This window comes from Rossellomorea sp. QJM3NY_18, from assembly GCF_056173145.1.
The window spans coordinates 311609-335784 of sequence record NZ_CM149659.1; the positions used below are offsets into that span (position 1 = coordinate 311609).

At 46.7% G+C, this 24176-nt stretch carries 16 protein-coding genes, 3 rRNA genes and 2 riboswitches; all 19 genes read left to right on the forward strand.

The annotated features are described in order from the left end of the window. Positions 1 to 21 precede the first annotated feature (21 nt). The 19 genes from guaA to purN all read left to right on the forward strand — a co-directional run bounded on the left by guaA (position 22) and on the right by purN (position 24150). Positions 22 to 1575, forward strand: coding sequence for a glutamine-hydrolyzing GMP synthase (gene guaA / locus AC0VXY_RS01740; RefSeq protein WP_475526694.1), 1554 nt, complete (start codon positions 22 to 24; stop codon positions 1573 to 1575). Between the two features lie 166 nt (positions 1576 to 1741). Continuing rightward, positions 1742 to 1843: riboswitch (purine riboswitch) on the forward strand. 109 nt (positions 1844 to 1952) lie between these two features. Continuing rightward, the gene (locus AC0VXY_RS01745) at positions 1953 to 3287 is read left to right on the forward strand and encodes an NCS2 family permease (RefSeq protein WP_475526695.1); all 1335 of its coding nucleotides are present in this window, start codon (positions 1953 to 1955) and stop codon (positions 3285 to 3287) included. A 217-nt stretch (positions 3288 to 3504) separates the two neighbouring features. Next, the gene (glcT, locus tag AC0VXY_RS01750; protein WP_475526696.1) at positions 3505 to 4347 is read left to right on the forward strand and encodes a glucose PTS transporter transcription antiterminator GlcT; all 843 of its coding nucleotides are present in this window, start codon (positions 3505 to 3507) and stop codon (positions 4345 to 4347) included. A gap of 179 nt (positions 4348 to 4526) precedes the next feature. Further along, positions 4527 to 6596 carry a glucose-specific PTS transporter subunit IIBC gene (ptsG, locus tag AC0VXY_RS01755; protein WP_435993907.1) on the forward strand — a complete coding sequence of 690 codons (2070 nt, stop codon included), beginning with the start codon at positions 4527 to 4529 and terminating at the stop codon, positions 6594 to 6596. A 399-nt stretch (positions 6597 to 6995) separates the two neighbouring features. Then, positions 6996 to 8547: ribosomal RNA gene (locus AC0VXY_RS01760) — 16S ribosomal RNA — on the forward strand. A gap of 216 nt (positions 8548 to 8763) precedes the next feature. Further along, a 23S ribosomal RNA gene (locus AC0VXY_RS01765) occupies positions 8764 to 11700 on the forward strand. Between the two features lie 103 nt (positions 11701 to 11803). Next, positions 11804 to 11920, forward strand: a 5S ribosomal RNA gene (gene rrf / locus AC0VXY_RS01770). Together the 16S, 23S and 5S rRNA genes form the textbook arrangement of a ribosomal RNA operon. A 1187-nt stretch (positions 11921 to 13107) precedes the next feature. After that, positions 13108 to 13659 carry a DUF2179 domain-containing protein gene (locus tag AC0VXY_RS01775; RefSeq protein ID WP_060671612.1) on the forward strand — a complete coding sequence of 184 codons (552 nt, stop codon included), beginning with the start codon at positions 13108 to 13110 and terminating at the stop codon, positions 13657 to 13659. Continuing rightward, positions 13656 to 13856 (forward strand): NETI motif-containing protein, encoded by a 201-nt coding sequence (locus AC0VXY_RS01780; protein ID WP_261748998.1) that lies wholly within the window; start codon positions 13656 to 13658, stop codon positions 13854 to 13856. The genes AC0VXY_RS01775 and AC0VXY_RS01780 overlap by 4 nt, the downstream gene beginning before the upstream one ends. A gap of 86 nt (positions 13857 to 13942) precedes the next feature. After that, positions 13943 to 14044, forward strand: a riboswitch (purine riboswitch). Positions 14045 to 14203: 159 nt separating this feature from the next. Next, positions 14204 to 14683, forward strand: a complete 480-nt coding sequence (gene purE, locus AC0VXY_RS01785) for a 5-(carboxyamino)imidazole ribonucleotide mutase (protein ID WP_475526697.1) — start codon at positions 14204 to 14206, stop codon at positions 14681 to 14683. Next, the gene (purK, locus tag AC0VXY_RS01790; RefSeq protein WP_475527791.1) at positions 14670 to 15830 is read left to right on the forward strand and encodes a 5-(carboxyamino)imidazole ribonucleotide synthase; all 1161 of its coding nucleotides are present in this window, start codon (positions 14670 to 14672) and stop codon (positions 15828 to 15830) included. Before purE ends, purK begins: the two co-directional genes overlap by 14 nt. Continuing rightward, the gene (gene purB, locus AC0VXY_RS01795; protein ID WP_475526698.1) at positions 15827 to 17125 is read left to right on the forward strand and encodes an adenylosuccinate lyase; all 1299 of its coding nucleotides are present in this window, start codon (positions 15827 to 15829) and stop codon (positions 17123 to 17125) included. The genes purK and purB overlap by 4 nt, the downstream gene beginning before the upstream one ends. Before the next feature lie 108 nt (positions 17126 to 17233). Further along, positions 17234 to 17959, forward strand: coding sequence for a phosphoribosylaminoimidazolesuccinocarboxamide synthase (gene purC, locus AC0VXY_RS01800; protein ID WP_475526699.1), 726 nt, complete (start codon positions 17234 to 17236; stop codon positions 17957 to 17959). Beyond that, positions 17947 to 18201 (forward strand): phosphoribosylformylglycinamidine synthase subunit PurS, encoded by a 255-nt coding sequence (gene purS / locus AC0VXY_RS01805; protein WP_098438396.1) that lies wholly within the window; start codon positions 17947 to 17949, stop codon positions 18199 to 18201. Before purC ends, purS begins: the two co-directional genes overlap by 13 nt. Further along, entirely contained in the window at positions 18198 to 18884 is a 687-nt protein-coding gene (purQ, locus tag AC0VXY_RS01810; RefSeq protein ID WP_475526700.1) for a phosphoribosylformylglycinamidine synthase subunit PurQ, read from the forward strand. The genes purS and purQ overlap by 4 nt, the downstream gene beginning before the upstream one ends. After that, the gene (gene purL / locus AC0VXY_RS01815; protein WP_475526701.1) at positions 18868 to 21102 is read left to right on the forward strand and encodes a phosphoribosylformylglycinamidine synthase subunit PurL; all 2235 of its coding nucleotides are present in this window, start codon (positions 18868 to 18870) and stop codon (positions 21100 to 21102) included. Before purQ ends, purL begins: the two co-directional genes overlap by 17 nt. Next, positions 21078 to 22499: an amidophosphoribosyltransferase gene (gene purF, locus AC0VXY_RS01820; protein WP_435993890.1), complete on the forward strand. Its 1422-nt coding sequence runs from the start codon at positions 21078 to 21080 to the stop codon at positions 22497 to 22499. The genes purL and purF overlap by 25 nt, the downstream gene beginning before the upstream one ends. An 11-nt stretch (positions 22500 to 22510) precedes the next feature. Beyond that, positions 22511 to 23539 (forward strand): phosphoribosylformylglycinamidine cyclo-ligase, encoded by a 1029-nt coding sequence (gene purM, locus AC0VXY_RS01825; protein ID WP_475527792.1) that lies wholly within the window; start codon positions 22511 to 22513, stop codon positions 23537 to 23539. Between the two features lie 35 nt (positions 23540 to 23574). Then, positions 23575 to 24150, forward strand: a complete 576-nt coding sequence (gene purN / locus AC0VXY_RS01830) for a phosphoribosylglycinamide formyltransferase (protein ID WP_435993888.1) — start codon at positions 23575 to 23577, stop codon at positions 24148 to 24150. The last annotated feature ends 26 nt before the right edge of the window (positions 24151 to 24176 follow it).

A 24176-nucleotide genomic window follows, 5' to 3' on the forward strand; every position in this document is an offset into this window, starting at 1 on the left:
TAAACTGAAGAGGTGAACTGAATGCTTGGTAAAGAAGAATTGCACAATCAGGAAATGATCGTCGTTTTGGACTTTGGAAGTCAATACAATCAATTAATTACGCGAAGAATTCGTGAGTTTGGTGTTTACAGTGAGCTCCATCCGCATACAGTTACCCTTGAAGAAATCCAGGAAATGAATCCGACGGGGATCATCTTCTCCGGCGGTCCGAACAGTGTGTACGGTGAAGATTCATTCCGTTGTGATGAGCGCATCTTTGATCTTGATATTCCGATTCTCGGGATCTGTTATGGCATGCAGCTTATGACGATGCACTTTGGCGGGAAAGTGGAACGTGCGAAGCACCGTGAGTACGGGAAGGCAGCCATCAATATTGAGAAGCAGTCTAAAATATTCTCGAATCTTCCCGAAGAGCAAGTCGTATGGATGAGTCACGGGGATCTTGTAGTCGAAGCTCCTGCAGGATTCGATGTGAACGCAACGAATCCATCTTGCCCGATCGCTTCTATGAGTAACGAGGAGAAAGGGTTATATGCGGTGCAATTCCACCCTGAAGTACGACACTCAGAACACGGAAACGAAATGCTGAAGAATTTTGTATTCGAAGTGTGTGGGTGCACAGGCGACTGGTCCATGGAGAACTTCATCGAAATGGAAATGGACAAGCTCCGTCAAACCGTGGGAGACAAAAAGGTCCTTTGCGCATTAAGCGGCGGGGTCGATTCATCTGTAGTGGCCGTATTGATCCATAAAGCAATCGGTGATCAATTGACTTGTATCTTCGTCGATCACGGCCTTCTCCGTAAAGGCGAGGCTGACAGTGTGATGAAGACATTCGCTGACGGCTTTAATATGAACGTGATTAAAGTGGATGCCCAGGATCGTTTCTTGAATAAATTAAAAGGTGTATCCGACCCTGAGCAAAAACGTAAAATCATCGGGAATGAATTTATTTACGTGTTTGATGATGAAGCGACGAAGCTTCAAGGCATCGAATATCTTGCGCAAGGTACGTTGTATACAGATATCATTGAAAGCGGAACGGCGACTGCGCAAACGATCAAGTCTCATCATAATGTCGGCGGGCTTCCTGAAGATATGCAGTTCACACTGATTGAGCCGCTGAACACATTATTCAAAGATGAAGTGCGTGCATTAGGTTCTGAACTCGGTATTCCGGATGAAATCGTATGGCGCCAACCATTCCCGGGACCGGGTCTTGGTATCCGTGTGCTAGGTGAAATTTCCGAGCAGAAGCTTGAAATCGTCCGTGAGTCTGATTATATCCTTCGTGATGAAATCAAAAAGGCAGGACTTGACCGTGACATCTGGCAATACTTCACCGTTCTTCCTGACATCCGAAGTGTCGGCGTCATGGGTGACGCAAGAACCTATGACTACACAATCGGAATCCGTGCTGTCACGTCCATAGACGGTATGACGTCTGATTGGGCGCGTATCCCATGGGATGTCCTTGAGAAAATTTCCACACGCATCGTGAACGAAGTCGATCATATCAACCGCGTGGTGTATGATGTGACGAGTAAGCCACCTGCAACGATTGAGTGGGAATAATGGAATAGTTGTAAAGCTGACAGGTTCTTCCGTTTCGGCAAAGACGGAGGACACCTGTCGTTTTTTGTATTAAACGAACATTAAATCGAAAAATATATAATAATGTTCGTATTTTGTATTGACGGGCTCATTTCACGTTGGTACAATAGTACTGTAATCATAACAAAACATTATAAAAGTATTACGTCGTATAATTTCGGGAATAAGGCCCGAGCGTTTCTACCAAGCTACCGTAAATGGCTTGACTACGAGGTGATGGATGATAGGACCGTTTATTTAGCGGCTATCAATCTGGATCTTAACAGTCAAAGCCTTGAACTCTGGTAGTTCGAGGTTTTTTTTATTTTCTACGGCGACTCTATAGGAGGAGTACAAGAATGAGGAATTTCTTTCAGTTCGACCAGTTAGGAACGAATTATAAAAGGGAGATCATCGGGGGATTGACCACCTTCCTATCGATGGCCTATATCTTAATCGTTAACCCGCTCACGTTGACCCTTCAATCTGTTCCGGATCTTCCGGACAGCATGAGAATGGATTACGGTGCAGTGTTTGTGGCAACAGCATTAGCAGCGGCCATCGGGTCGTTAATCATGGGATTGATCGCGAAATATCCGATTGCTCTCGCACCAGGGATGGGCTTGAATGCCTTCTTTGCTTACACGGTCGTATTGACGATGGGTGTACCTTGGCAATCTGCTTTAACGGGAGTATTGATTTCGGGACTGATATTCATTGCCTTGACGTTATCAGGCATCCGGGAAAAAATCATAAACTCGATCCCAGCCGAATTGAAATACGCCGTCGGAGCGGGAATCGGGCTGTTCATTACCTTCATCGGCTTTCAAAATGCAGGAATCATCGTAAACAACGATGCAGTATTAGTGGGACTTGGAGACTTAACGAAGGGAACCACGTTACTTGCCATTTTCGGTATCATCATTACGGTGATCCTGATGACAAGGGGCGTTAAAGGCGGGATTTTCATCGGGATGGTCGTAACGGCCGTCGTAGGAATGATCGCGGGCCTTATCGATACACCGGAAAGAGTAGTGGACGCGGCACCAAGTCTTGCTCCGACATTCGGGGCAGCGCTGGAACCATTGATCAATGATGCAGGCAGTATTTTTACAATCCAAATGCTAGTGGTCATCCTGACGTTCTTATTCGTCGATTTCTTTGATACAGCCGGTACCCTCGTAGCGGTAGCCAATCAGGCAGGCCTGATGAAAGAGAACAAATTACCGCGTGCAGGAAAAGCGTTATTCGCAGATTCTTGTGCAACGGTAGTCGGCGCTATCTTAGGAACATCGACCACAACGTCATATATTGAATCATCTGCAGGGGTTGCAGCTGGAGCAAGGACAGGATTCGCATCCGTTGTGACTGCCATCCTTTTCGTCCTTTCGATTTTCTTCTTCCCGTTACTTGCCGTCATCACATCGGCTGTGACGGCACCGGCACTCATCATTGTCGGGGTACTGATGGTATCGTCACTAGGTGAAATCGACTGGAAGAAATTCGAGGTAGCTGTACCGGCATTCCTGACCATTGTCGCCATGCCCCTAACGTACAGCATTGCAACAGGTATCGCCATCGGGTTCATTTTCTACCCGATCACGATGATCATGAAGGGTCGCGTGAAAGAAATCCATCCAATCATGTACTTCCTGTTTGTGATCTTTGTACTGTACTTTATCTTCCTGGTATAAGTTTAGACAACCATTCATCAGAAGCTGATCTCTTACAGATCAGCTTCTTTTTGGTTTTTATCAGAGAAAGTGTAGAAAATAAATAAAGGGAATAGCGACAAAGGTAGAGAAAGTAGTACAAAGGTAAGAAGTATCAATTGAAAAAAGGGTCAGTTTTCGTTAAAATCATGGAATCGGGTAGTGTCGAAAATGGTCGAATATATAGGGAGAATTGAGTATGTCTACTTTAAATGTAAAAAAAGTCTTAAATAACAACGTTTTGATTGCCGTTCACGAGAGCTACGGAGAAGTCGTGCTGATCGGGAAAGGGATAGGGTTCAACCGGAAAAAGGGTGATCCCATCCAAAATGATATTGCCGAAAAGATGTTTGTCCTAAAAGGGGAAAAAGAACAGGAGCAATACAAAAACCTTCTTCCTTTTTTAAATGAGGATATGTCAAACGTCATTATCTCTGCCATCGAATTGATCAGGAAAAGAACCAATTCATTTCTTAACGAGCATATCCATATTGCCCTTACAGACCATATTCTATTTGCCATTAACCGATTGATGAGAGGGATGGAGATCAGGAATCCGTTTCTGGTGGAAACGAGAACGCTGTACCCTTTTGAATATGAAATAGCGAAAGAAGTCGTCGGCATGATCAATGATATGACCGATGTCCATTTGCCTGAAGGGGAAGTGGGGTTCATTGCCCTTCATATTCACAGCGCCATGATGAACAAGGATCTTTCCGAAGTGAATCAGCATTCTCAGTTGATCAGTCGTCTGATAGGGATGATCGAACTACAGCTGGACGTTGAAATCAACAAAGAAAGCGTCGATTATATGAGGCTCATACGACATATCCGTTATACGATTGAACGGGTTTTACGGGGAGAAAGAGTAGAAGAACCAGAAAAAATAGCAAAACTGTTGAAAGAAGAATATCCTGTCTGCTATAATCTATCATGGAAGCTGATTAAGATGATGCAGCAAACATTGCAAAAGCCCGTGTACGATGCAGAGGCAGTATACCTCACGATGCATCTTCAACGGATTCAAAATAAAGTGAATTAATGTACTTATCTTTCTTACGTGTTACTGATTCGATCAGGCATGAGTGAAGAAGATAATTGAAACGTGTATTTTGGGGTAGTCTATCCATATACGTTCATTATCCTCTTTTCTCATGCCTTTTTTGTTTGGCGCAATCATCTAATTAGTCGAAAAATGAAAAATAAAGGGAGGAAACTCACATGTTTAAAAAGGCTTTTGGTGTATTACAAAAAGTCGGTAAAGCATTAATGCTTCCAGTTGCGATCTTACCTGCAGCAGGACTTTTACTAGCGTTTGGTAATGCTCTTCAAAATCCAACGCTTCTAGACATTGCTCCATTCCTTAATAACGGCGGCGTTGAAACCGTTGCCAGCGTAATGGAACAAGCGGGTGGAATTATCTTCGGAAACTTGGCACTGCTCTTCGCAGTCGGTGTTGCCATCGGTCTCGCCGGTGGAGAAGGGGTGGCCGGTTTAGCGGCTATCGTTGGTTTCCTCATCATGAACGTAACGATGGGTACAGTAGAAGGATTAGGTATTCCTGATGTTACAGGTGATAACGTAGATCCGGCATTTGCAATGGTTCTCGGTATCCCAACCTTACAAACAGGTGTATTCGGCGGTATCATCGTCGGGATCCTGGCGGCGTCAATGTACAATCGTTTCTATCAAATCGAACTTCCTTCATACTTAGGATTCTTCGCAGGTAAACGATTTGTTCCAATTGCAACAGCGGCATCTTCCGTTGTACTAGGATTATTGATGCTATTGATTTGGCCACCGATTCAAGATGGTCTTAACACATTCTCAAACTTTATGCTTGGTGAAAATAGAGCATTGGCAGCATTTGTATTCGGTGTAATCGAACGTTCACTTATTCCATTTGGATTACACCACATTTTCTATGCTCCATTCTGGTTCGAATTCGGTTCTTACACCTCTGCAACGGGAGACGTTGTACGTGGGGACCAGGCAATCTTTATGAAACAAATTCAAGATGGTGTACAAGACCTTACTGCCGGTACATTCATGACAGGTAAATTCCCATTCATGATGTTCGGTCTTCCAGCAGCGGCACTAGCGATCTACCATGAAGCTAAGCCGGAACGTAAAGCAGTTGTAGGTGGAATCATGGCTTCTGCTGCCTTGACTTCATTCTTGACAGGTATCACAGAACCAATCGAATTCTCATTCTTATTCGTAGCACCTGTACTATTTGGAATACACTGTATCTTCGCAGGTTTATCATTCTTAACGATGCATCTGTTAAATGTAAAGATCGGTATGACATTCTCGGGTGGATTAATTGACTACGTACTATTCGGATTGATCAATCCGCAAACGAATGCCTGGATCGTCATCCCGGTAGGTATTGTGTTTGCTTTCATTTACTACTTCGGATTCCGTTTCGCTATCCGCAAGTTCAATCTTATGACTCCGGGTCGTGAAGATGTAGATGAAGACGAAGATGACGCTCCGGCAAGTTCGGCGGGCGATCTTCCGTACAATATCCTTGAAGCAATGGGCGGACAAGAGAACATTGCTCACTTAGATGCATGTATCACTCGTCTTCGTGTTTCTGTTAATGACGTGCAAAACGTGGATAAAAATCGTCTGAAAAAGTTAGGTGCTTCAGGTGTACTTGTAGTTGGAGATAACATTCAAGCGATCTTTGGACCTAAATCAGATACAATCAAATCTCAAATGCAAGACATCATCCGTGGAAAAACGCCACGAAAAGTAGAAACAAACGCAAACGAAGAAGTAGAGCAACAAATCGAAGAGGTGAATCCGGAAGCTCTTCAAACTGAACGCAATAACGAAAAGTTTGTAGCTCCGATCACAGGTGAAATCAAAGACATCACAGAAGTGCCTGACCAAGTATTCTCAGGTAAAATGATGGGTGACGGTTTCGCGATCGTACCGACAGAAGGAACAATCGTTTCTCCTATCACAGGTAAAGTCGTAAACGTCTTCCCGACAAAGCATGCCATCGGACTTGAGTCCAAAGCAGGCCGTGAAGTCCTGATCCACGTGGGAATCGATACAGTGAAACTGGAAGGGAAAGGATTCGAAGCGCTAGTAAAAGAGGGAGATCAGGTAGAAGCCGGTCAACCATTACTGGAAGTGGATCTTGACTACATCAAAGCAAACGCACCTTCCATCATGACACCGATTATCTTCACTAACCTAAAAGAAGGTCAACAAGTAACAATCGAGAAGTCTGGTAAAGTGAATCGTAACGACGAAAACGTAATTAAGATCGACTAATGATTCTATAAAAAACCGGCACACTATCCATAGCGGAAGGTGTGCCGGTTTTGTTTTTGTCCATATATAGAAGAAAGAGGATGTTTTAATAGAAGAATCATGAAACCTTATTAGAAAGGTTTGAAAGTTCTCGAAATAAATCTATCAAATCTATTGACGAATATCTAATAGCTTGATATACTTTAAAAACCGTCGGAAGAGAGCAGCGGGTACATCACAACATTCAGCAGGATGATAAAACATCTCAAAAAAAGTTGTTGACAAACACACTGCATTCTTGGTATGATGGTCAAGTCGCTTCGAGAGAAGCACTTACACATTGAACCTTGAAAACTGAACAAAACAAGACAATACGTCAACGTTAATTCTAGATTTATTTTTAAAGAGCTATTCAAACTTTTATCGGAGAGTTTGATCCTGGCTCAGGACGAACGCTGGCGGCGTGCCTAATACATGCAAGTCGAGCGGATTGAAGGGAGCTTGCTCCCTGATATCAGCGGCGGACGGGTGAGTAACACGTGGGTAACCTGCCTGTAAGACTGGGATAACTCCGGGAAACCGGGGCTAATACCGGATAACTCATTTCCTCGCATGAGGAAATGTTGAAAGGTGGCTTTTAGCTATCACTTACAGATGGACCCGCGGCGCATTAGCTAGTTGGTGAGGTAACGGCTGACCAAGGCCACGATGCGTAGCCGACCTGAGAGGGTGATCGGCCACACTGGGACTGAGACACGGCCCAGACTCCTACGGGAGGCAGCAGTAGGGAATCTTCCGCAATGGACGAAAGTCTGACGGAGCAACGCCGCGTGAGTGATGAAGGTTTTCGGATCGTAAAGCTCTGTTGTTAGGGAAGAACAAGTGCCGTTCGAATAGGGCGGCACCTTGACGGTACCTAACCAGAAAGCCACGGCTAACTACGTGCCAGCAGCCGCGGTAATACGTAGGTGGCAAGCGTTGTCCGGAATTATTGGGCGTAAAGCGCGCGCAGGTGGTTTCTTAAGTCTGATGTGAAAGCCCACGGCTCAACCGTGGAGGGTCATTGGAAACTGGGGAACTTGAGTGCAGAAGAGGAAAGTGGAATTCCAAGTGTAGCGGTGAAATGCGTAGATATTTGGAGGAACACCAGTGGCGAAGGCGACTTTCTGGTCTGTAACTGACACTGAGGCGCGAAAGCGTGGGGAGCAAACAGGATTAGATACCCTGGTAGTCCACGCCGTAAACGATGAGTGCTAAGTGTTAGGGGGTTTCCGCCCCTTAGTGCTGCAGCTAACGCATTAAGCACTCCGCCTGGGGAGTACGGTCGCAAGACTGAAACTCAAAGGAATTGACGGGGGCCCGCACAAGCGGTGGAGCATGTGGTTTAATTCGAAGCAACGCGAAGAACCTTACCAGGTCTTGACATCCTCTGACAACCCTAGAGATAGGGCTTTCCCCTTCGGGGGACAGAGTGACAGGTGGTGCATGGTTGTCGTCAGCTCGTGTCGTGAGATGTTGGGTTAAGTCCCGCAACGAGCGCAACCCTTGATCTTAGTTGCCAGCATTCAGTTGGGCACTCTAAGATGACTGCCGGTGACAAACCGGAGGAAGGTGGGGATGACGTCAAATCATCATGCCCCTTATGACCTGGGCTACACACGTGCTACAATGGACGGTACAAAGGGCAGCGAGACCGCGAGGTTTAGCCAATCCCATAAAACCGTTCTCAGTTCGGATTGTAGGCTGCAACTCGCCTACATGAAGCTGGAATCGCTAGTAATCGCGGATCAGCATGCCGCGGTGAATACGTTCCCGGGCCTTGTACACACCGCCCGTCACACCACGAGAGTTTGTAACACCCGAAGTCGGTGAGGTAACCTTTTGGAGCCAGCCGCCTAAGGTGGGACAGATGATTGGGGTGAAGTCGTAACAAGGTAGCCGTATCGGAAGGTGCGGCTGGATCACCTCCTTTCTAAGGAAGATTTACAAAAACGTTTGACACGTCGAAGTTTTGTTCAGTTTTGATGGTTCAACCATCAGGGATTTTTGCGAAAGCAAAATATCCAACCATAATGTCTCTTGCGAGACAAATGATTGTTCTTTGAAAACTAGATAAAGATAAATTGATAGTCAAGAAATTACCGAGTATCGCCATTTTAGGTTTTAAACCTGATGTAACAACCAATTCGGTTAAGTTATGAAGGGCGCACGGTGGATGCCTTGGCACTAGGAGCCGACGAAGGACGGGACTAACACCGATATGCTTTGGGGAGCTGTAAGTGAGCTTTGATCCAGAGATTTCCGAATGGGGGAACCCATTGTTCGTAATGGAACAATATCCTTACTTGAATACATAGAGTATGGAAGGCAGACCCAGGGAACTGAAACATCTAAGTACCTGGAGGAAGAGAAAGCAATTGCGATTCCCTGAGTAGCGGCGAGCGAAACGGGATATAGCCCAAACCAAGAGGCTTGCCTCTTGGGGTTGTAGGACACTCTATACGGAGTTACAAAGGAATGAAGTAGACGAAGAAGTCTGGAAAGGCTCGTCAAAGAAGGTAACAACCCTGTAGTTGAAACTTCATTCCCTCTTGAGTGGATCCTGAGTACGGCGGGACACGTGAAATCCCGTCGGAAGCTGGGAGGACCATCTCCCAAGGCTAAATACTCCCTAGTGACCGATAGTGAACCAGTACCGTGAGGGAAAGGTGAAAAGCACCCCGGAAGGGGAGTGAAATAGAACCTGAAACCGTGTGCCTACAAGTAGTCAGAGCCCGTTAACGGGTGATGGCGTGCCTTTTGTAGAATGAACCGGCGAGTTACGATCCCATGCAAGGTTAAGTTGATAAGACGGAGCCGCAGCGAAAGCGAGTCTGAATAGGGCGAATTTAGTATGTGGTCGTAGACCCGAAACCAGGTGATCTACCCATGTCCAGGATGAAGTTCAGGTAACACTGAATGGAGGTCCGAACCCACGCACGTTGAAAAGTGCGGGGATGAGGTGTGGGTAGCGGAGAAATTCCAATCGAACTTGGAGATAGCTGGTTCTCTCCGAAATAGCTTTAGGGCTAGCCTCATGTGTAAGAGTCTTGGAGGTAGAGCACTGTTTGGACTAGGGGCCCTCATCGGGTTACCGAATTCAGACAAACTCCGAATGCCAAAGACTTATCCATGGGAGTCAGACTGCGAGTGATAAGATCCGTAGTCGAAAGGGAAACAGCCCAGACCACCAGCTAAGGTCCCAAAGTATACGTTAAGTGGAAAAGGATGTGGAGTTGCTTAGACAACCAGGATGTTGGCTTAGAAGCAGCCACCATTTAAAGAGTGCGTAATAGCTCACTGGTCGAGTGACTCTGCGCCGAAAATGTACCGGGGCTAAACGTATCACCGAAGCTGTGGATTGACACCTCTAGGTGTCAGTGGTAGGAGAGCGTTCTAAGGACTGCGAAGCTAGACCGTAAGGACTGGTGGAGTGCTTAGAAGTGAGAATGCCGGTATGAGTAGCGAAAGATGGGTGAGAATCCCATCCACCGAATGCCTAAGGTTTCCTGAGGAAGGCTCGTCCGCTCAGGGTTAGTCGGGACCTAAGTCGAGGCCGATAGGCGTAGACGATGGACAACAGGTTGATATTCCTGTACCACCTCTTTTCCGTTTGAGCAATGGGGGGACGCAGGAGGATAGGGTAAGCGCACTGCTGGATATGTGCGTCTAAGCAGTTAGGCTGATGATGAGGCAAATCCCGTCATCTTAGAAGGCTGAGCTGTGATAGCGAGCGAATTATAGTAGCGAAGTTCCTGATTCCACACTGCCAAGAAAAGCCTCTAGCGAGGAAAAAGGTGCCCGTACCGCAAACCGACACAGGTAGGCGAGGAGAGAATCCTAAGGTGAGCGAGAGAACTCTCGTTAAGGAACTCGGCAAAATGACCCCGTAACTTCGGGAGAAGGGGTGCTCTGGTAGGGTGCAAGCCCGAGAGAGCCGCAGTGAATAGGCCCAGGCGACTGTTTAGCAAAAACACAGGTCTCTGCGAAGCCGTAAGGCGAAGTATAGGGGCTGACGCCTGCCCGGTGCTGGAAGGTTAAGAGGAGTGCTTAGCGTAAGCGAAGGTGCGAATCGAAGCCCCAGTAAACGGCGGCCGTAACTATAACGGTCCTAAGGTAGCGAAATTCCTTGTCGGGTAAGTTCCGACCCGCACGAAAGGCGTAACGATCTGGGCACTGTCTCAACGAGAGACTCGGTGAAATTATAGTACCTGTGAAGATGCAGGTTACCCGCGACAGGACGGAAAGACCCCGTGGAGCTTTACTGTAGCCTGATATTGAATTTTGGTACAGCTTGTACAGGATAGGTAGGAGCCTTGGAAACCGGAGCACAAGCTTCGGTGGAGGCATCGGTGGGATACTACCCTGGCTGTATTGAAATTCTAACCCGCGCCCCTTATCGGGGTGGGAGACAGTGTCAGGTGGGCAGTTTGACTGGGGCGGTCGCCTCCTAAAGAGTAACGGAGGCGCCCAAAGGTTCCCTCAGAATGGTTGGAAATCATTCGCAGAGTGTAAAGGCACAAGGGAGCTTGACTGCGAGACCTACAAGTCGAGCAGGGACGAAAGTCGGGCTTAGTGATCCGGTGGTTCCGCATGGAAGGGCCATCGCTCAACGGATAAAAGCTACCCCGGGGATAACAGGCTTATCTCCCCCAAGAGTCCACATCGACGGGGAGGTTTGGCACCTCGATGTCGGCTCATCGCATCCTGGGGCTGTAGTCGGTCCCAAGGGTTGGGCTGTTCGCCCATTAAAGCGGTACGCGAGCTGGGTTCAGAACGTCGTGAGACAGTTCGGTCCCTATCCGTCGTGGGCGCAGGAAATTTGAGAGGAGCTGTCCTTAGTACGAGAGGACCGGGATGGACGCACCGCTGGTGTACCAGTTGTCTTGCCAAAGGCATCGCTGGGTAGCTATGTGCGGAAGGGATAAGTGCTGAAAGCATCTAAGCATGAAGCCCCCCTCGAGATGAGATTTCCCATCACGTAAGTGAGTAAGATCCCTAGAAGATGACTAGGTAGATAGGTCAGAGATGGAAGCATGGCGACATGTGGAGTTGACTGATACTAATCGATCGAGGACTTAACCACAAAGAGTCATTATTTTAATGAACAACATTGGTCGATATTCGGCTTTCTTGACATCAATTCTTTATCTAGTTTTGAAGGAACAATTCCTTCAATTGAATAGTCGTCTGGTGATAATGGCGAAGAGGTCACACCCGTTCCCATGCCGAACACGGAAGTTAAGCTCTTCAGCGCCGATGGTAGTTGGGGGATCTCCCCCTGTGAGAGTAGGACATCGCCAGGCAAATAGGAAAAAGAGTAGCTCTTAGGAGTTGCTCTTTTTTGGTTTTGATTTTTGTTCGAAGGACATTAGGATTTATCCGATCTCTCCTCAACCGCAGTGCGAGGGTAGGGAGGAGCAAGAAGGTCGAGGACGCGAGGGAGAGAAGACCGGAGTGTGGCTCCCACACGAGGATCTGAACGAGTGAAGCGGACGAAGAGATTCGCCGCTCATCACTAGCCGCAGCTTTCAGTGCCGATGGTAGTTGGGGGCTCCCCCTGTGAGAGTAGGACGTCGCCAGGCAATTAGGAAAAAGAGTAGCTCTTAGGAGTTACTCTTTTTTGGTTTTGATTTTTGTTCGAAGGACATTAGGATTTATCCGATCTCTCCTCAACCGCAGTGCGAGGGTAGGGAGGAGCAAGAAGGTCGAGGACGCGAGGGAGAGAAGACCGGAGTGTGGCTCCCACACGAGGATCTGAACGAGTGAAGCGGACGAAGAGATTCGCCGCTCATCACTAGCCGCAGCTTTCAGTGCCGATGGTAGTTGGGGGCTCCCCCTGTGAGAGTAGGACGTCGCCAGGCAATTAGGAAAAAGAGTAGCTCTTAGGAGTTACTCTTTTTTGATTTTGATTGTACAAGTGGATGGGCAGACAATATATTTAAGGTATAAATTGGTAAAAACGCAATAAAAGAAAAAATGACGCAATTAATATTAGAAACGACGCAATAAAAGAAAAAATGACGCAATCACCCTCCAAAACGACGCAATTATTTTAGCTTGCTTCTTTCATTCAATGAAAATAGCAGACTTTTATATGAATCTCATAATTCAATCAAAGAATATTAACAAGATAGCAACAAATTAATGAAAGAATAACGTTCTCTATCAATACTTGAAGAGGAATCTACCAATTTAGACACCATAGTATCCAAGTCATATATATTGTTCAATGTTTCACAAACGCAACCCTAAATCCACGCCCCCTCCCCCTCCCCAGCCCAACCTCAAATCCACCCCAACCAACCCACCACATGTTTCAATCCGCCCAAAACAGGAAACACACGTAATAAGACTTCGGATTTTCTAGAAATTGTCATAGAGTAATCACATAAATTTTTTCATGAAGTGGTTCATATTATGAATTTTTTCTAGTAAAATAGAAACTTAATTTGAGCATACTACAGGTAGTAGTGGAGAGAGGAGCATCTTGGTGTTAGACAATAGTTTTGTGATGGTAGCAATCATCTTAATTATCAATGTTGTATACGTATCTTTCTTTACGATCAGGATGATTTTGACGTTAAAGGGTTATCGATATATAGCTGCTTTTGTAAGTACATTTGAAGTAGTGATTTACGTGGTGGGCCTTGGGCTTGTACTGGACAATCTGAATGAGATTCAGAATCTGATTGCGTATGCGGTCGGGTATGGTCTTGGTGTGATCGTCGGCATGAAGATCGAGGAGAAGCTTGCTCTTGGGTATATCACGGTGAATGTGATTACGAAGGAGTATGATAAGGCACTTCCGAATGAGCTTCGTGCCCGTGGATACGGGGTGACGAACTGGGAGGCGAATGGTCTTGAGGGGAATCGGATGGCCCTGCAGATCCTCACTCCGAGAAAGTATGAGATGAAGCTGTATGATACAATTAAGGAGCTGGATCCGAAAGCATTCATCATTGCTTATGAACCGAAAGCGATTCACGGAGGGTTCTGGGTGAAGACGGTGCGAAATATACGTAAAGGAAAATTAAAAGAATGAGTAAAAAGAAATTATTATTTGAAGTGCAGGAAAATGAGACGATTGCAGACTGCCTGGATCGTATGAAGGAAATGGGCTATATGCCCGTAAGACGGATGGAAAAGCCTGTTTTTGAGGAACAGAAAGAAGGGAATAAAACAGAGTATGTCCCTATTAGACAGACGATTGTTTTTGAAGGGAAGAAAATGGAAGAGTAAACGCTTCAAATCCGAACATTAATTTTCAGACTTTTATTATTGTTCGATTATTCGTTGACAGGGTCTCAATATCACGTTATGATGGAGACAAATAAACCGAATGCCCTCATATAATAATGGGAATATGGCCCATGAGTCTCTACCTGACTACCGTAAATGGTCGGACTATGAGGGAAAGTAGCTGTCTGGATACGAGTGCGTTTGTGGGCCTTATCGGATAAAACGGGACCATTCTCTTTAAAATACCCAGATCAATTGCTTTCTCTCCGAGTGTAGAGAACAATTGATCTGGGTATTTTTCTGTGAAAAGGGACTAAGTTAAACTACGGGAGGTGCCTGTCACCATTATGATTTCAGTGATCATGGGAAGCACATCGGACTGGGAAACAATGAAGCATGCGTGTGAGGTATTGGAGGAGTTTGAGATTCCATTTGAGAAACGTGTTGTATCGGCTCACAGGACGCCTGATTATATGTTTGAATTTGCGGAAGGTGCAAGAGACCGTGGAGTGAAAGTCATTATTGCAGGTGCAGGAGGGGCTGCTCACCTGCCGGGAATGGTGGCTGCGAAGACCACCTTGCCTGTGATCGGTGTACCGGTTCAGTCTAAGGCATTGAACGGAATGGATTCACTGTTGTCGATTGTTCAGATGCCCGGTGGCGTTCCGGTTGCGACGGTGGCGATCGGGAAAGCGGGGGCAACCAATGCCGGACTCCTTGCCGCACAGATTCTTTCGATTGAAAATGGAGAGTTGGCGGAAACGTTGGAAAATAGAAGAAGTGCACTACGGGAAAAAGTGATGGAAAGTAGTGATGACCTTGATTAAGAAGACGATTTTACCAGGACAGACGATCGGGATCATCGGTGGCGGACAGCTTGGCCGGATGATGGCGCTTGATGCGAAGGCAAGGGGCTTCCGGGTGGCTGTATTAGACCCTTCGCCGCACTCACCATGTGCACAGGTGGCAGATCTTGTGATCACGGCAGGCTTTGACCAGTATGACGCTCTATATAGACTGGCTGAAGTGTGCGATGTGATTACGTATGAATTTGAAAATATCGATTATGAAGCGCTGAAATGGTTGTCAGAGCGCGCCTATTTACCTCAAGGGGCGGAATTGATCCGTATTACACAGGATCGCATCATGGAGAAGGAAGCCCTGACAATTGCAGGGGTGGAAGTGGCTCCATATGCTGTGATTAAACAACAGAAGGACATCTATGATAATATAGAAAAGCTTGGCTATCCAGTGGTTTTGAAAACGACGAGGGGCGGTTATGACGGGAAAGGACAGTATGTGATCCGGAAAGCGGAGGAAATAGAGGAAGCCGCTGCTTTATTGGAAAATGGTCCGTGTGTGCTGGAGAAATGGATTCCTTTTGAAAAAGAGTTATCCGTGATCGTGACACGTAATCCCGATGGACAGCAAACGAATTTTCCGGTAGTGGAAAATATTCATGTCGATAACATCTTGCATGAAACGATTGCGCCGGCAAGGGTAAGTGAAGAAGTGGCAGATAAAGCAATCGGGATGGCAAAGAGAATTAGTGAGACTCTCGATCTTGTCGGGACGCTGGCGATTGAGATGTTTCTGACGGCAGATGGAGACATTTATATCAACGAGCTGGCTCCAAGACCTCATAATTCCGGTCACTATTCGATTGAAGCGTGTGATTTCTCTCAATTTGCCCAGCATGTCAAAGCTGTTTGCAACTGGCCGCTTGTTCAACCGACCTTATTAAAGAACGCTGTGATGGTTAATCTATTAGGAGAGCATATCGAGCCTATTATGAAGGCTGTTCCAAAGCAAACTGACTGGTTTATCCATCTTTACGGCAAGGATGTACCGAAGCCGAAGCGGAAGATGGGGCATGTCACTCTATTGACGAACGATATAGAAGGGACATTGACGAACATAAGCGAAGCAGGGATTTGGAAGGTGCAAGAAAAGATCGGAGGACGACTGGTATGATAGAACGTTATACACGCCCTGAAATGGGAGCAATTTGGACAGAGGAAAATCGTTTTCAAGCATGGCTTGAAGTGGAAATTTTGGCTTGCGAAGCATGGGCTGAAATCGGGGACATTCCGAAAGAGGATGTTGCGAAGATCCGGGAGAACGCAGGTTTCAATGTGGACCGCATCAAGGAAATCGAAGAAGAAACACGTCACGATGTGGTTGCTTTTACAAGAGCTGTTTCAGAAACTCTTGGAGAAGAAAGAAAATGGGTTCATTACGGACTGACTTCTACAGACGTTGTGGATACTGCCCTTTCGTATCAACTTAAGCAAGCGAACGAGATTATTTTAAAAGATTTGGAACGCTTCGTTGAAATCTTAAAGAACAAAGCAATCGAGCACAAGCATACGGTCATGATGGGACGTACGCACGGTGTTCATGCTGAGCCGACTACTTTCGGTCTGAAGCTTGCCCTTTGGTATGAAGAGATGAAGCGTAACGTGGAACGTTTCAAGGCAGCGGCAGATGGAGTTGAGTTCGGAAAGATTTCCGGTGCCGTTGGAACGTATGCGAATATCGATCCATTTGTGGAGTCATATGTGTGTGAAAAGCTTGGCATCACGCCGGCACCAGTTTCCACACAAACTCTTCAACGTGACCGTCATGCTCATTATATGGGGACACTTGCACTGATTGCGACGTCAATCGAAAAGTTCTCTGTTGAGGTCCGCGGACTGCAGAAGAGTGAAACCCGTGAAGTGGAAGAGTTCTTTGCCAAAGGTCAAAAGGGATCATCGGCCATGCCTCATAAGCGTAACCCGATTGGTTCTGAGAACATGACCGGAATGGCCCGTGTCATCAGGGGTTACATGCTGACAGCGTATGAGAACGTGCCTCTATGGCATGAGCGTGATATCTCTCACTCTTCAGCAGAGCGTGTGATTCTGCCGGATGCGACGATTGCCCTTAATTATATGCTGAACCGTTTCGGAAACATCATCAAGAACTTGACGGTCTTCCCGGAGAATATGCAGCGCAATATGGATCGTACACTAGGTTTGATCTACTCACAACGTGTCCTTCTGGCCCTTATCGATAAAGGGATGACCCGGGAAGAAGCCTATGATACGGTTCAGCCGAAAGCGATGGAGGCATGGGAAAAGCAAGTGGCGTTCCGCTCCCTCATTGAAGAGGATGCGACCATCACGTCCAAGCTTTCACCTTCTGACATTGATGACTGCTTCGATTACAATTATCACTTAAAACATGTGGATACAATTTTTGAACGATGCGGCTTAGTGGAGTAAGTCCTTCTGACAAAAGAATAAGGCAGGGGTTTTTAGCAGAATCCCTTCCTTTTTTTATGAAAATATAGACTGAAGATTGGCAATATTCGGGGATTAGGGGGATTTCATATGGAAAAAGGAACGCTTTTATATGAAGGCAAAGCGAAGCAGATTTTCGCCACGCAAGATGAAGACGTCGTTTGGATTCAGTATAAGAATTCTGCCACTGCTTTTAATGGGGAGAAGAAAGCGGATATCGACGGTAAAGGGGTTTTAAATAATAAGATTTCAAGCCTGCTATTTTCAAAGCTTGCTGAAAAAGGGATTCAGAGTCACTTTATTAAACAGATTTCAGAGGATGAGCAGCTGGTCAAACGTGTAAACATCATTCCACTTGAAGTGGTGGTCAGGAACGTGATTGCCGGAAGCTTGTCAAAACGGCTTGGAAAAGAAGAAGGAACACCCCTTCAAAAGCCGATCATCGAATTTTATTATAAAGACGATGATTTGGGAGATCCCCTGATCACGGATGATCATATTGATTTCCTTGAGATCGCTACCCAGGAAGAACGTGCAGAGATCAGAACAATGGCACTTGGTGTGAATGAGGTCCTTCAAGGGATTTTCAAAGAAGCGGGAGTCACTCTCGTGGATTTCAAATTGGAGTTTGGGAAAGACCGTGATGGAGCAATTCTATTAGGGGATGAAATCTCACCAGACACGTGCCGATTATGGGACGCAGAAACGAACCAGAAGCTTGATAAGGACGTTTTCAGAAGAGATATTGGAAGTTTAACAGAAGTATACTCTATCATTTTAGAACGCTTAGGAGGAAACGAGCTATGTACAAAGTAAAGGTTTATATCACATTGAGAGAAAGTGTCTTAGATCCTCAAGGAAGTGTTGTGAAACAAGCGCTGCATTCCATGGAATTTAAAAGTGTTGAAGATGTGCGCGTCGGAAAGTATATGGAGTTGACTCTTCCAGAAACTGTTGAGAATGTGGAAGCAACGGTTGAAGAGATGTGTCATCGTCTGCTTGCGAACCCCGTAATCGAGGATTACCGATATGAAATCGAGGAGAGTGTCGCTCAATGAAGTTTGCAGTGATTGTATTCCCAGGCTCTAACTGTGACATCGATATGTATCATGCGATCAAGGACGAGATCGGTGAAGAAGTGGATTACGTTTGGCACGATGCTGATAATCTGGAAAACTATGATGCGATCCTATTACCGGGTGGATTCTCGTATGGGGACTACCTTCGTTCAGGAGCGATTGCCCGCTTCTCGAACGTCATGAAAGAGGTTGTGAAAGCGGCAGAGCAAGGTAAGCCGGTTCTTGGTGTATGCAACGGATTTCAGGTTTTACTGGAAACGGGGTTACTGCCTGGGGCCATGCGCCGGAATGACAGCTTGAAGTTCATTTGTAAAACAGTACCGTTAACCGTTGAGAATAATGAGTCGATGTTTACGAATGGCTATGAAAAGAATGATGTGATCCAAATTCCAATCGCTCACGGTGAAGGAAATTACTTCTGTGACGAAGAGACAATGATCACACTTAAGGAAAACAATCAAATTGTATTCACGTATACCGATGAAAATCCGAACGGAAGCGTGGAAAACATTGCAGGAATTACAAATAAAGCAGGAAATGTTCTAGGGATGATGCCTCATCCGGAACGCGCGATGGACACTTTACTAGGTAGTGAAGACGGGAAGAAACTATTTCAATCGATTGTGAAACACTGGAGGGAAAAACATGTCGTTAATGCTTGAACCAACTTCAACAAGAGTGAAAGAAGAGCAGCTTTATCGTGAAATGGGTTTAACAGACGAAGAATTTTCAATGGTGGAAAACATCCTCGGAAGAACGCCAAACTACACAGAGACCGGTCTTTTCTCTGTTATGTGGTCAGAGCATTGCAGCTATAAAAATTCGAAGCCTGTACTGATGAAATTCCCAACGACAGGCGAACGGGTTCTTCAAGGACCTGGAGAAGGAGCTGGAATTGTTGATATTGGCGATGATCAAGCAGTGGTGTTCAAAATCGAGAGTCACAATCATCCGTCGGCAATCGAACCTTATCAAGGAGCGGCAACGGGTGTCGGGGGTATTATACGAGACGTATTTTCGATGGGGGCAAGACCTGTCGCACTCCTCAACTCTTTACGCTTTGGAGAGTTGGATTCTCCTCGTGTTCAGTATCTATTTAAAGAAGTCGTAGCCGGAATCGCAGGATATGGGAACTGTATCGGGATCCCGACTGTCGGAGGGGAAGTTCAATTTGATGCCTCTTACGAAGGAAATCCCCTTGTAAATGCCATGTGTGTCGGGTTGATCGACCATAAGGATATTAAAAAGGGTCAGGCCCATGGTGTCGGAAACACCGTCATGTATGTCGGGGCGAAAACAGGCCGAGATGGCATTCACGGAGCCACATTTGCATCCGAGGAATTAAATGAAGGATCAGAAGAGAAGCGCCCGGCAGTTCAAGTGGGAGATCCATTTATGGAAAAATTACTTCTGGAAGCGTGTCTCGAACTCGTGCAGAACGATGCCCTTGTCGGCATTCAGGATATGGGAGCTGCGGGTCTTACAAGCTCATCCGCTGAAATGGCAAGTAAAGCGGGATCCGGAATCGAAATGGATCTGGACCTTGTACCACAGCGGGAAAGAGGCATGACGGCATATGAAATGATGCTGTCAGAATCTCAGGAGCGCATGCTGATCGTCGTTGAAAAAGGCCGTGAGCAAGAGATTGTCGACCTTTTTTCTAAATATGACTTAGAAGCGGTTTCCATCGGAAAGGTAACGGACGATAAACGCCTCCGCCTTCTTCACAAAGGTGAGGTGGTGGCAGATGTTCCTGTCGATGCACTTGCTGAGGAAGCGCCAGTTTATCACAAGCCTTCTCAGGAAGCGGCATATTATAAAGAGTTTCAGGCAATGGAAACACCTGCTCCAAAGGTGGAAGATTATAAAGAAACGCTTAAAGCATTGTTGCAACAGCCGACGATTGCTAGTAAAGAATGGGTATATGATCAATATGATCACCAAGTACGAACGAGTACGGTTGTCAGTCCTGGTTCTGATGCAGCGGTTGTACGTGTACGCGGTACAAGAAAAGCCCTTGCCATGACAACGGATTGTAATTCTCGTTATCTGTACCTGGATCCAGAAGTCGGAGGAAAGATTGCCGTAGCGGAAGCAGCGCGTAATATTGTTTGCTCAGGAGCGATCCCACTTGCGATTACAGACTGCTTAAACTTTGGAAATCCGGAGAAACCGGAAATCTTCTGGCAGATCGAGAAGTCCGTTGACGGGATGAGTGAGGCGTGTCGTGAGCTATCGACTCCGGTCATCGGCGGGAATGTTTCCTTATATAACGAATCAATGGGAACGGCGGTATATCCAACACCTGTAGTAGGGATGGTAGGTCTCATTGAAGATGTTGACCATATTACGACTCAAAGCTTTAAGGAAGCCGGGGACACCATTTATGTAATCGGTGAAACACGTGAAGAGTTCGGTGGAAGTGAGCTTCAAAAGCTGACAGAAGGGAAGATTTTCGGTCAGGCACCGACGATCGACTTGAAAACCGAGCTTCGCCGGCAAATGCAGCTGCTGGAAGCGATTCAGAAAGGTCTTGTGGCATCTGCCCATGATATCTCTGAAGGTGGTTTCGCCGTTGCTCTTGCAGAATCGACTTTTGGAACAAAAGGATTGGGAGCAAACGTTCACGTTTCAGGAGAAAGCAATGTGGCAGACCTTTTCAGTGAAACACAATCACGGTTCATCGTTACAGTCAAATCGGAAAACAAGAATGAGTTTGAGAAGCTCTTTCCGGATGCTAAGGTCATTGGTGACGTGACCGACCTTGGAACCATCAAGGTGTCATCGGAAAATGGGGATGCCATTTTAGAAGCATCAGTTGAAGAACTGGAGTCAGCTTGGAAAGGAGCGATCCCATGCCTGCTGAAATCAAAGGTTTAAACGAAGAATGTGGCGTATTCGGGATATGGGGACATCCCAATGCCGCACAAATTACGTATTACGGACTTCATAGTCTGCAGCATAGGGGACAAGAGGGAACAGGGATTGTCGTGTCCGACGGGGACACGTTGCGCTGCCTAAAAGGGGAAGGCCTCGTAACGGAAGTGTTCCAGGAGGGTACCATCGAGAAGCTTGAAGGGGATTCGGCCATCGGTCATGTGCGTTATGCGACTGCCGGGGGCGGAGGATATGAAAATGTTCAGCCTCTCCTTTTTAACTCGCAGAATGGCAGCCTTGCTCTAGCCCACAATGGGAATCTCGTCAATGCGAACGCCTTGAAGCACCAGCTTGAAGGACAGGGGAGTATTTTTCAAACAAGTTCGGATACAGAAGTACTGGCTCATTTAATCAAAAGAAGCGGGTACCGCAACCTGAAAGACCGTGTGAAAAACGCATTGACCATGTTGAAGGGTGCTTATGCGTTTACAGTGATGACAGAAACAGAGATGATGGTGGCACTTGATCCACACGGTCTTCGCCCATTATCTCTCGGTAAGCTTGGGGATGCTTACTGTGTAGCGTCTGAAACATGTGCCTTCGATATCGTAGGGGCTGAATTTGTACGGGATATCGAGCCGGGGGAGCTTGTGATCATCAATGATGAGGGATTGACCTCAGAACGGTTTAGTTTTTCAGGCGGGAATGCGATGTGTACGATGGAATACGTATACTTCTCAAGACCGGACAGCAATATCCAGGGTATCAACGTCCATTCCGCGAGAAAACGGATGGGGATGGAACTCGCGAAAGAAGCTCCGATTGAAGCGGATGTTGTAACTGGAGTGCCTGATTCGAGCATCTCAAGTGCCATCGGCTATGCGGAAGCATCAGGCATCCCATATGAAATGGGACTGATCAAGAATCGTTATGTAGGGCGTACGTTCATTCAGCCGTCTCAATCTCTTCGCGAGCAGGGTGTGAAGATGAAGCTTTCTCCTGTAAGGGGAGTGGTTGAAGGCAAACGTGTCGTCATGGTGGACGATTCCATCGTACGGGGAACGACGTCGAAACGGATTGTGACGATGCTGAAGGAAGCGGGAGCGAAGGAAGTTCACGTGTGCATCAGTTCACCGCCGATCAAGAATCCTTGCTTCTACGGGATCGATACATCCACTCATGAAGAACTGATTGCGTCTTCCAACTCAGTGGAGGAAATGCGCCAGATCATCGGAGCGGACTCATTGACGTTCCTGAGTCCGGACGGCGTGATCAAAGCGATCGGGCGGGACGATTCATCAGAGAACCGCGGTCAATGCATGGCTTGCTTTACAGGGAAGTATCCAACGGAGATCTACCCGGATACACTTCATCCACATGAAAAAGAGTTAGTGAAATAGGGGGAATCATGATGGCAAATGCGTATCGTCAGGCAGGAGTAGATATTGAAGCGGGATACGAATCCGTCGACCGGATCAAGAAACATGTGAAACGGACGGCCCGTGAAGGCGTTCTTGGTCAATTGGGGAGTTTCGGCGGAATGTTCGATTTATCTTCCTTGAACTTGAATGAACCCGTTCTCGTCTCGGGCACAGACGGGGTCGGGACGAAGCTGAAGCTTGCCTTCATGGCAGACAAACACGATACGATCGGGATCGATTGTGTGGCCATGTGCGTGAATGACATTGTCGTTCAAGGAGCGGAACCACTGTATTTCTTAGACTATATAGCGACCGGGAAAGCACTCCCGGAGAAGATAGAAGGTATTGTAAAAGGAATCGCGGACGGATGTGAAGCAGCGGGCTGTGCGCTGATCGGTGGAGAGACTGCCGAGATGCCGGGCATGTATTCAGATGAAGAATATGATATCGCCGGCTTTGCTGTAGGGGCCTGTGAGAAAAAAGAGATCATCACGGGCGAGAAAATTTCTGAAGGAAATGTGTTAGTCGGACTGGGGTCCAGTGGTATACACAGTAATGGGTACTCCTTAGTGAGGAAAGTATTCTTCGAAGATCAGTCGTTTTCTTTGGAAGAATCATTACCGGAAATTGGGACCACACTAAAGGAAGCATTGCTTACACCGACGAAGATTTACGTAAAACCGGTATTAGCAGCTCTGAAACAATTCTCCATCAAGGGGATGTCCCATATCACCGGCGGAGGCTTCATTGAGAATATCCCACGTATGCTGCCGGAGGGATTGAAAGCTGAGATCACAGAAGGCAGCTGGGATATTTCTGACATCTTCACTGCCCTTGAACACTATGGGGACATCCCCCGCAGAGAAATGTACAACATATTCAACATGGGAATCGGATTTGTGTTAGCAGTAGAAGAAAATGAAGCGGAAGACATTCTTCAATTTTTCAACGAACAGGGTGAAGACGCCTTTATCATTGGACGTGTGTCGAAAGGAACCGGGGTGCACTTCGTTCGTTAAGTGAAGGATGAGCATGTCAATAACGGGGGCGAGTCATGAGACAGATTGCCATTTTTGCATCAGGAAGCGGAAGTAATTTTCAAAGCTTGGTAAATGCGGTCCAAAGTGGAACCCTTAAGGCGAATATCAGACTTCTTGTATGTGACCAGCCGGGTGCGTTTGTCATACACCGGGCCCAAACGGCAGGAATACAGACATTCGTCTTTCGGGCAAAGGATTATGAGAACAAGCAGGCATTTGAACAGGAGATCCTGAATGAGCTGGCTCATTTGGGTGTTGATTTTATTGTTCTGGCAGGGTATATGAGATTGATCGGTCCAACTCTTCTCGAGAGTTTCGGTGGAAGGATCGTCAATATCCATCCTTCACTCCTCCCTTCTTTTCCAGGGAAGGACGCCATAGGACAAGCCATCGAAGGCGGAGTGAAGATCACAGGCGTCACGATTCATTTCGTAGACGCAGGAATGGACACAGGCGAAATCATCGCACAGGAAATCGTCCGTGTCACAACAGGTGAAACCAGGCAGTCACTGCAGGACAAAATCCAGCACGTCGAACATCACCTCTACCCAACCACCCTGAACCACCTCTTCCTCACCACCGGACACTAAAGCGGGGAAGAGATCGGTTGCTTTAT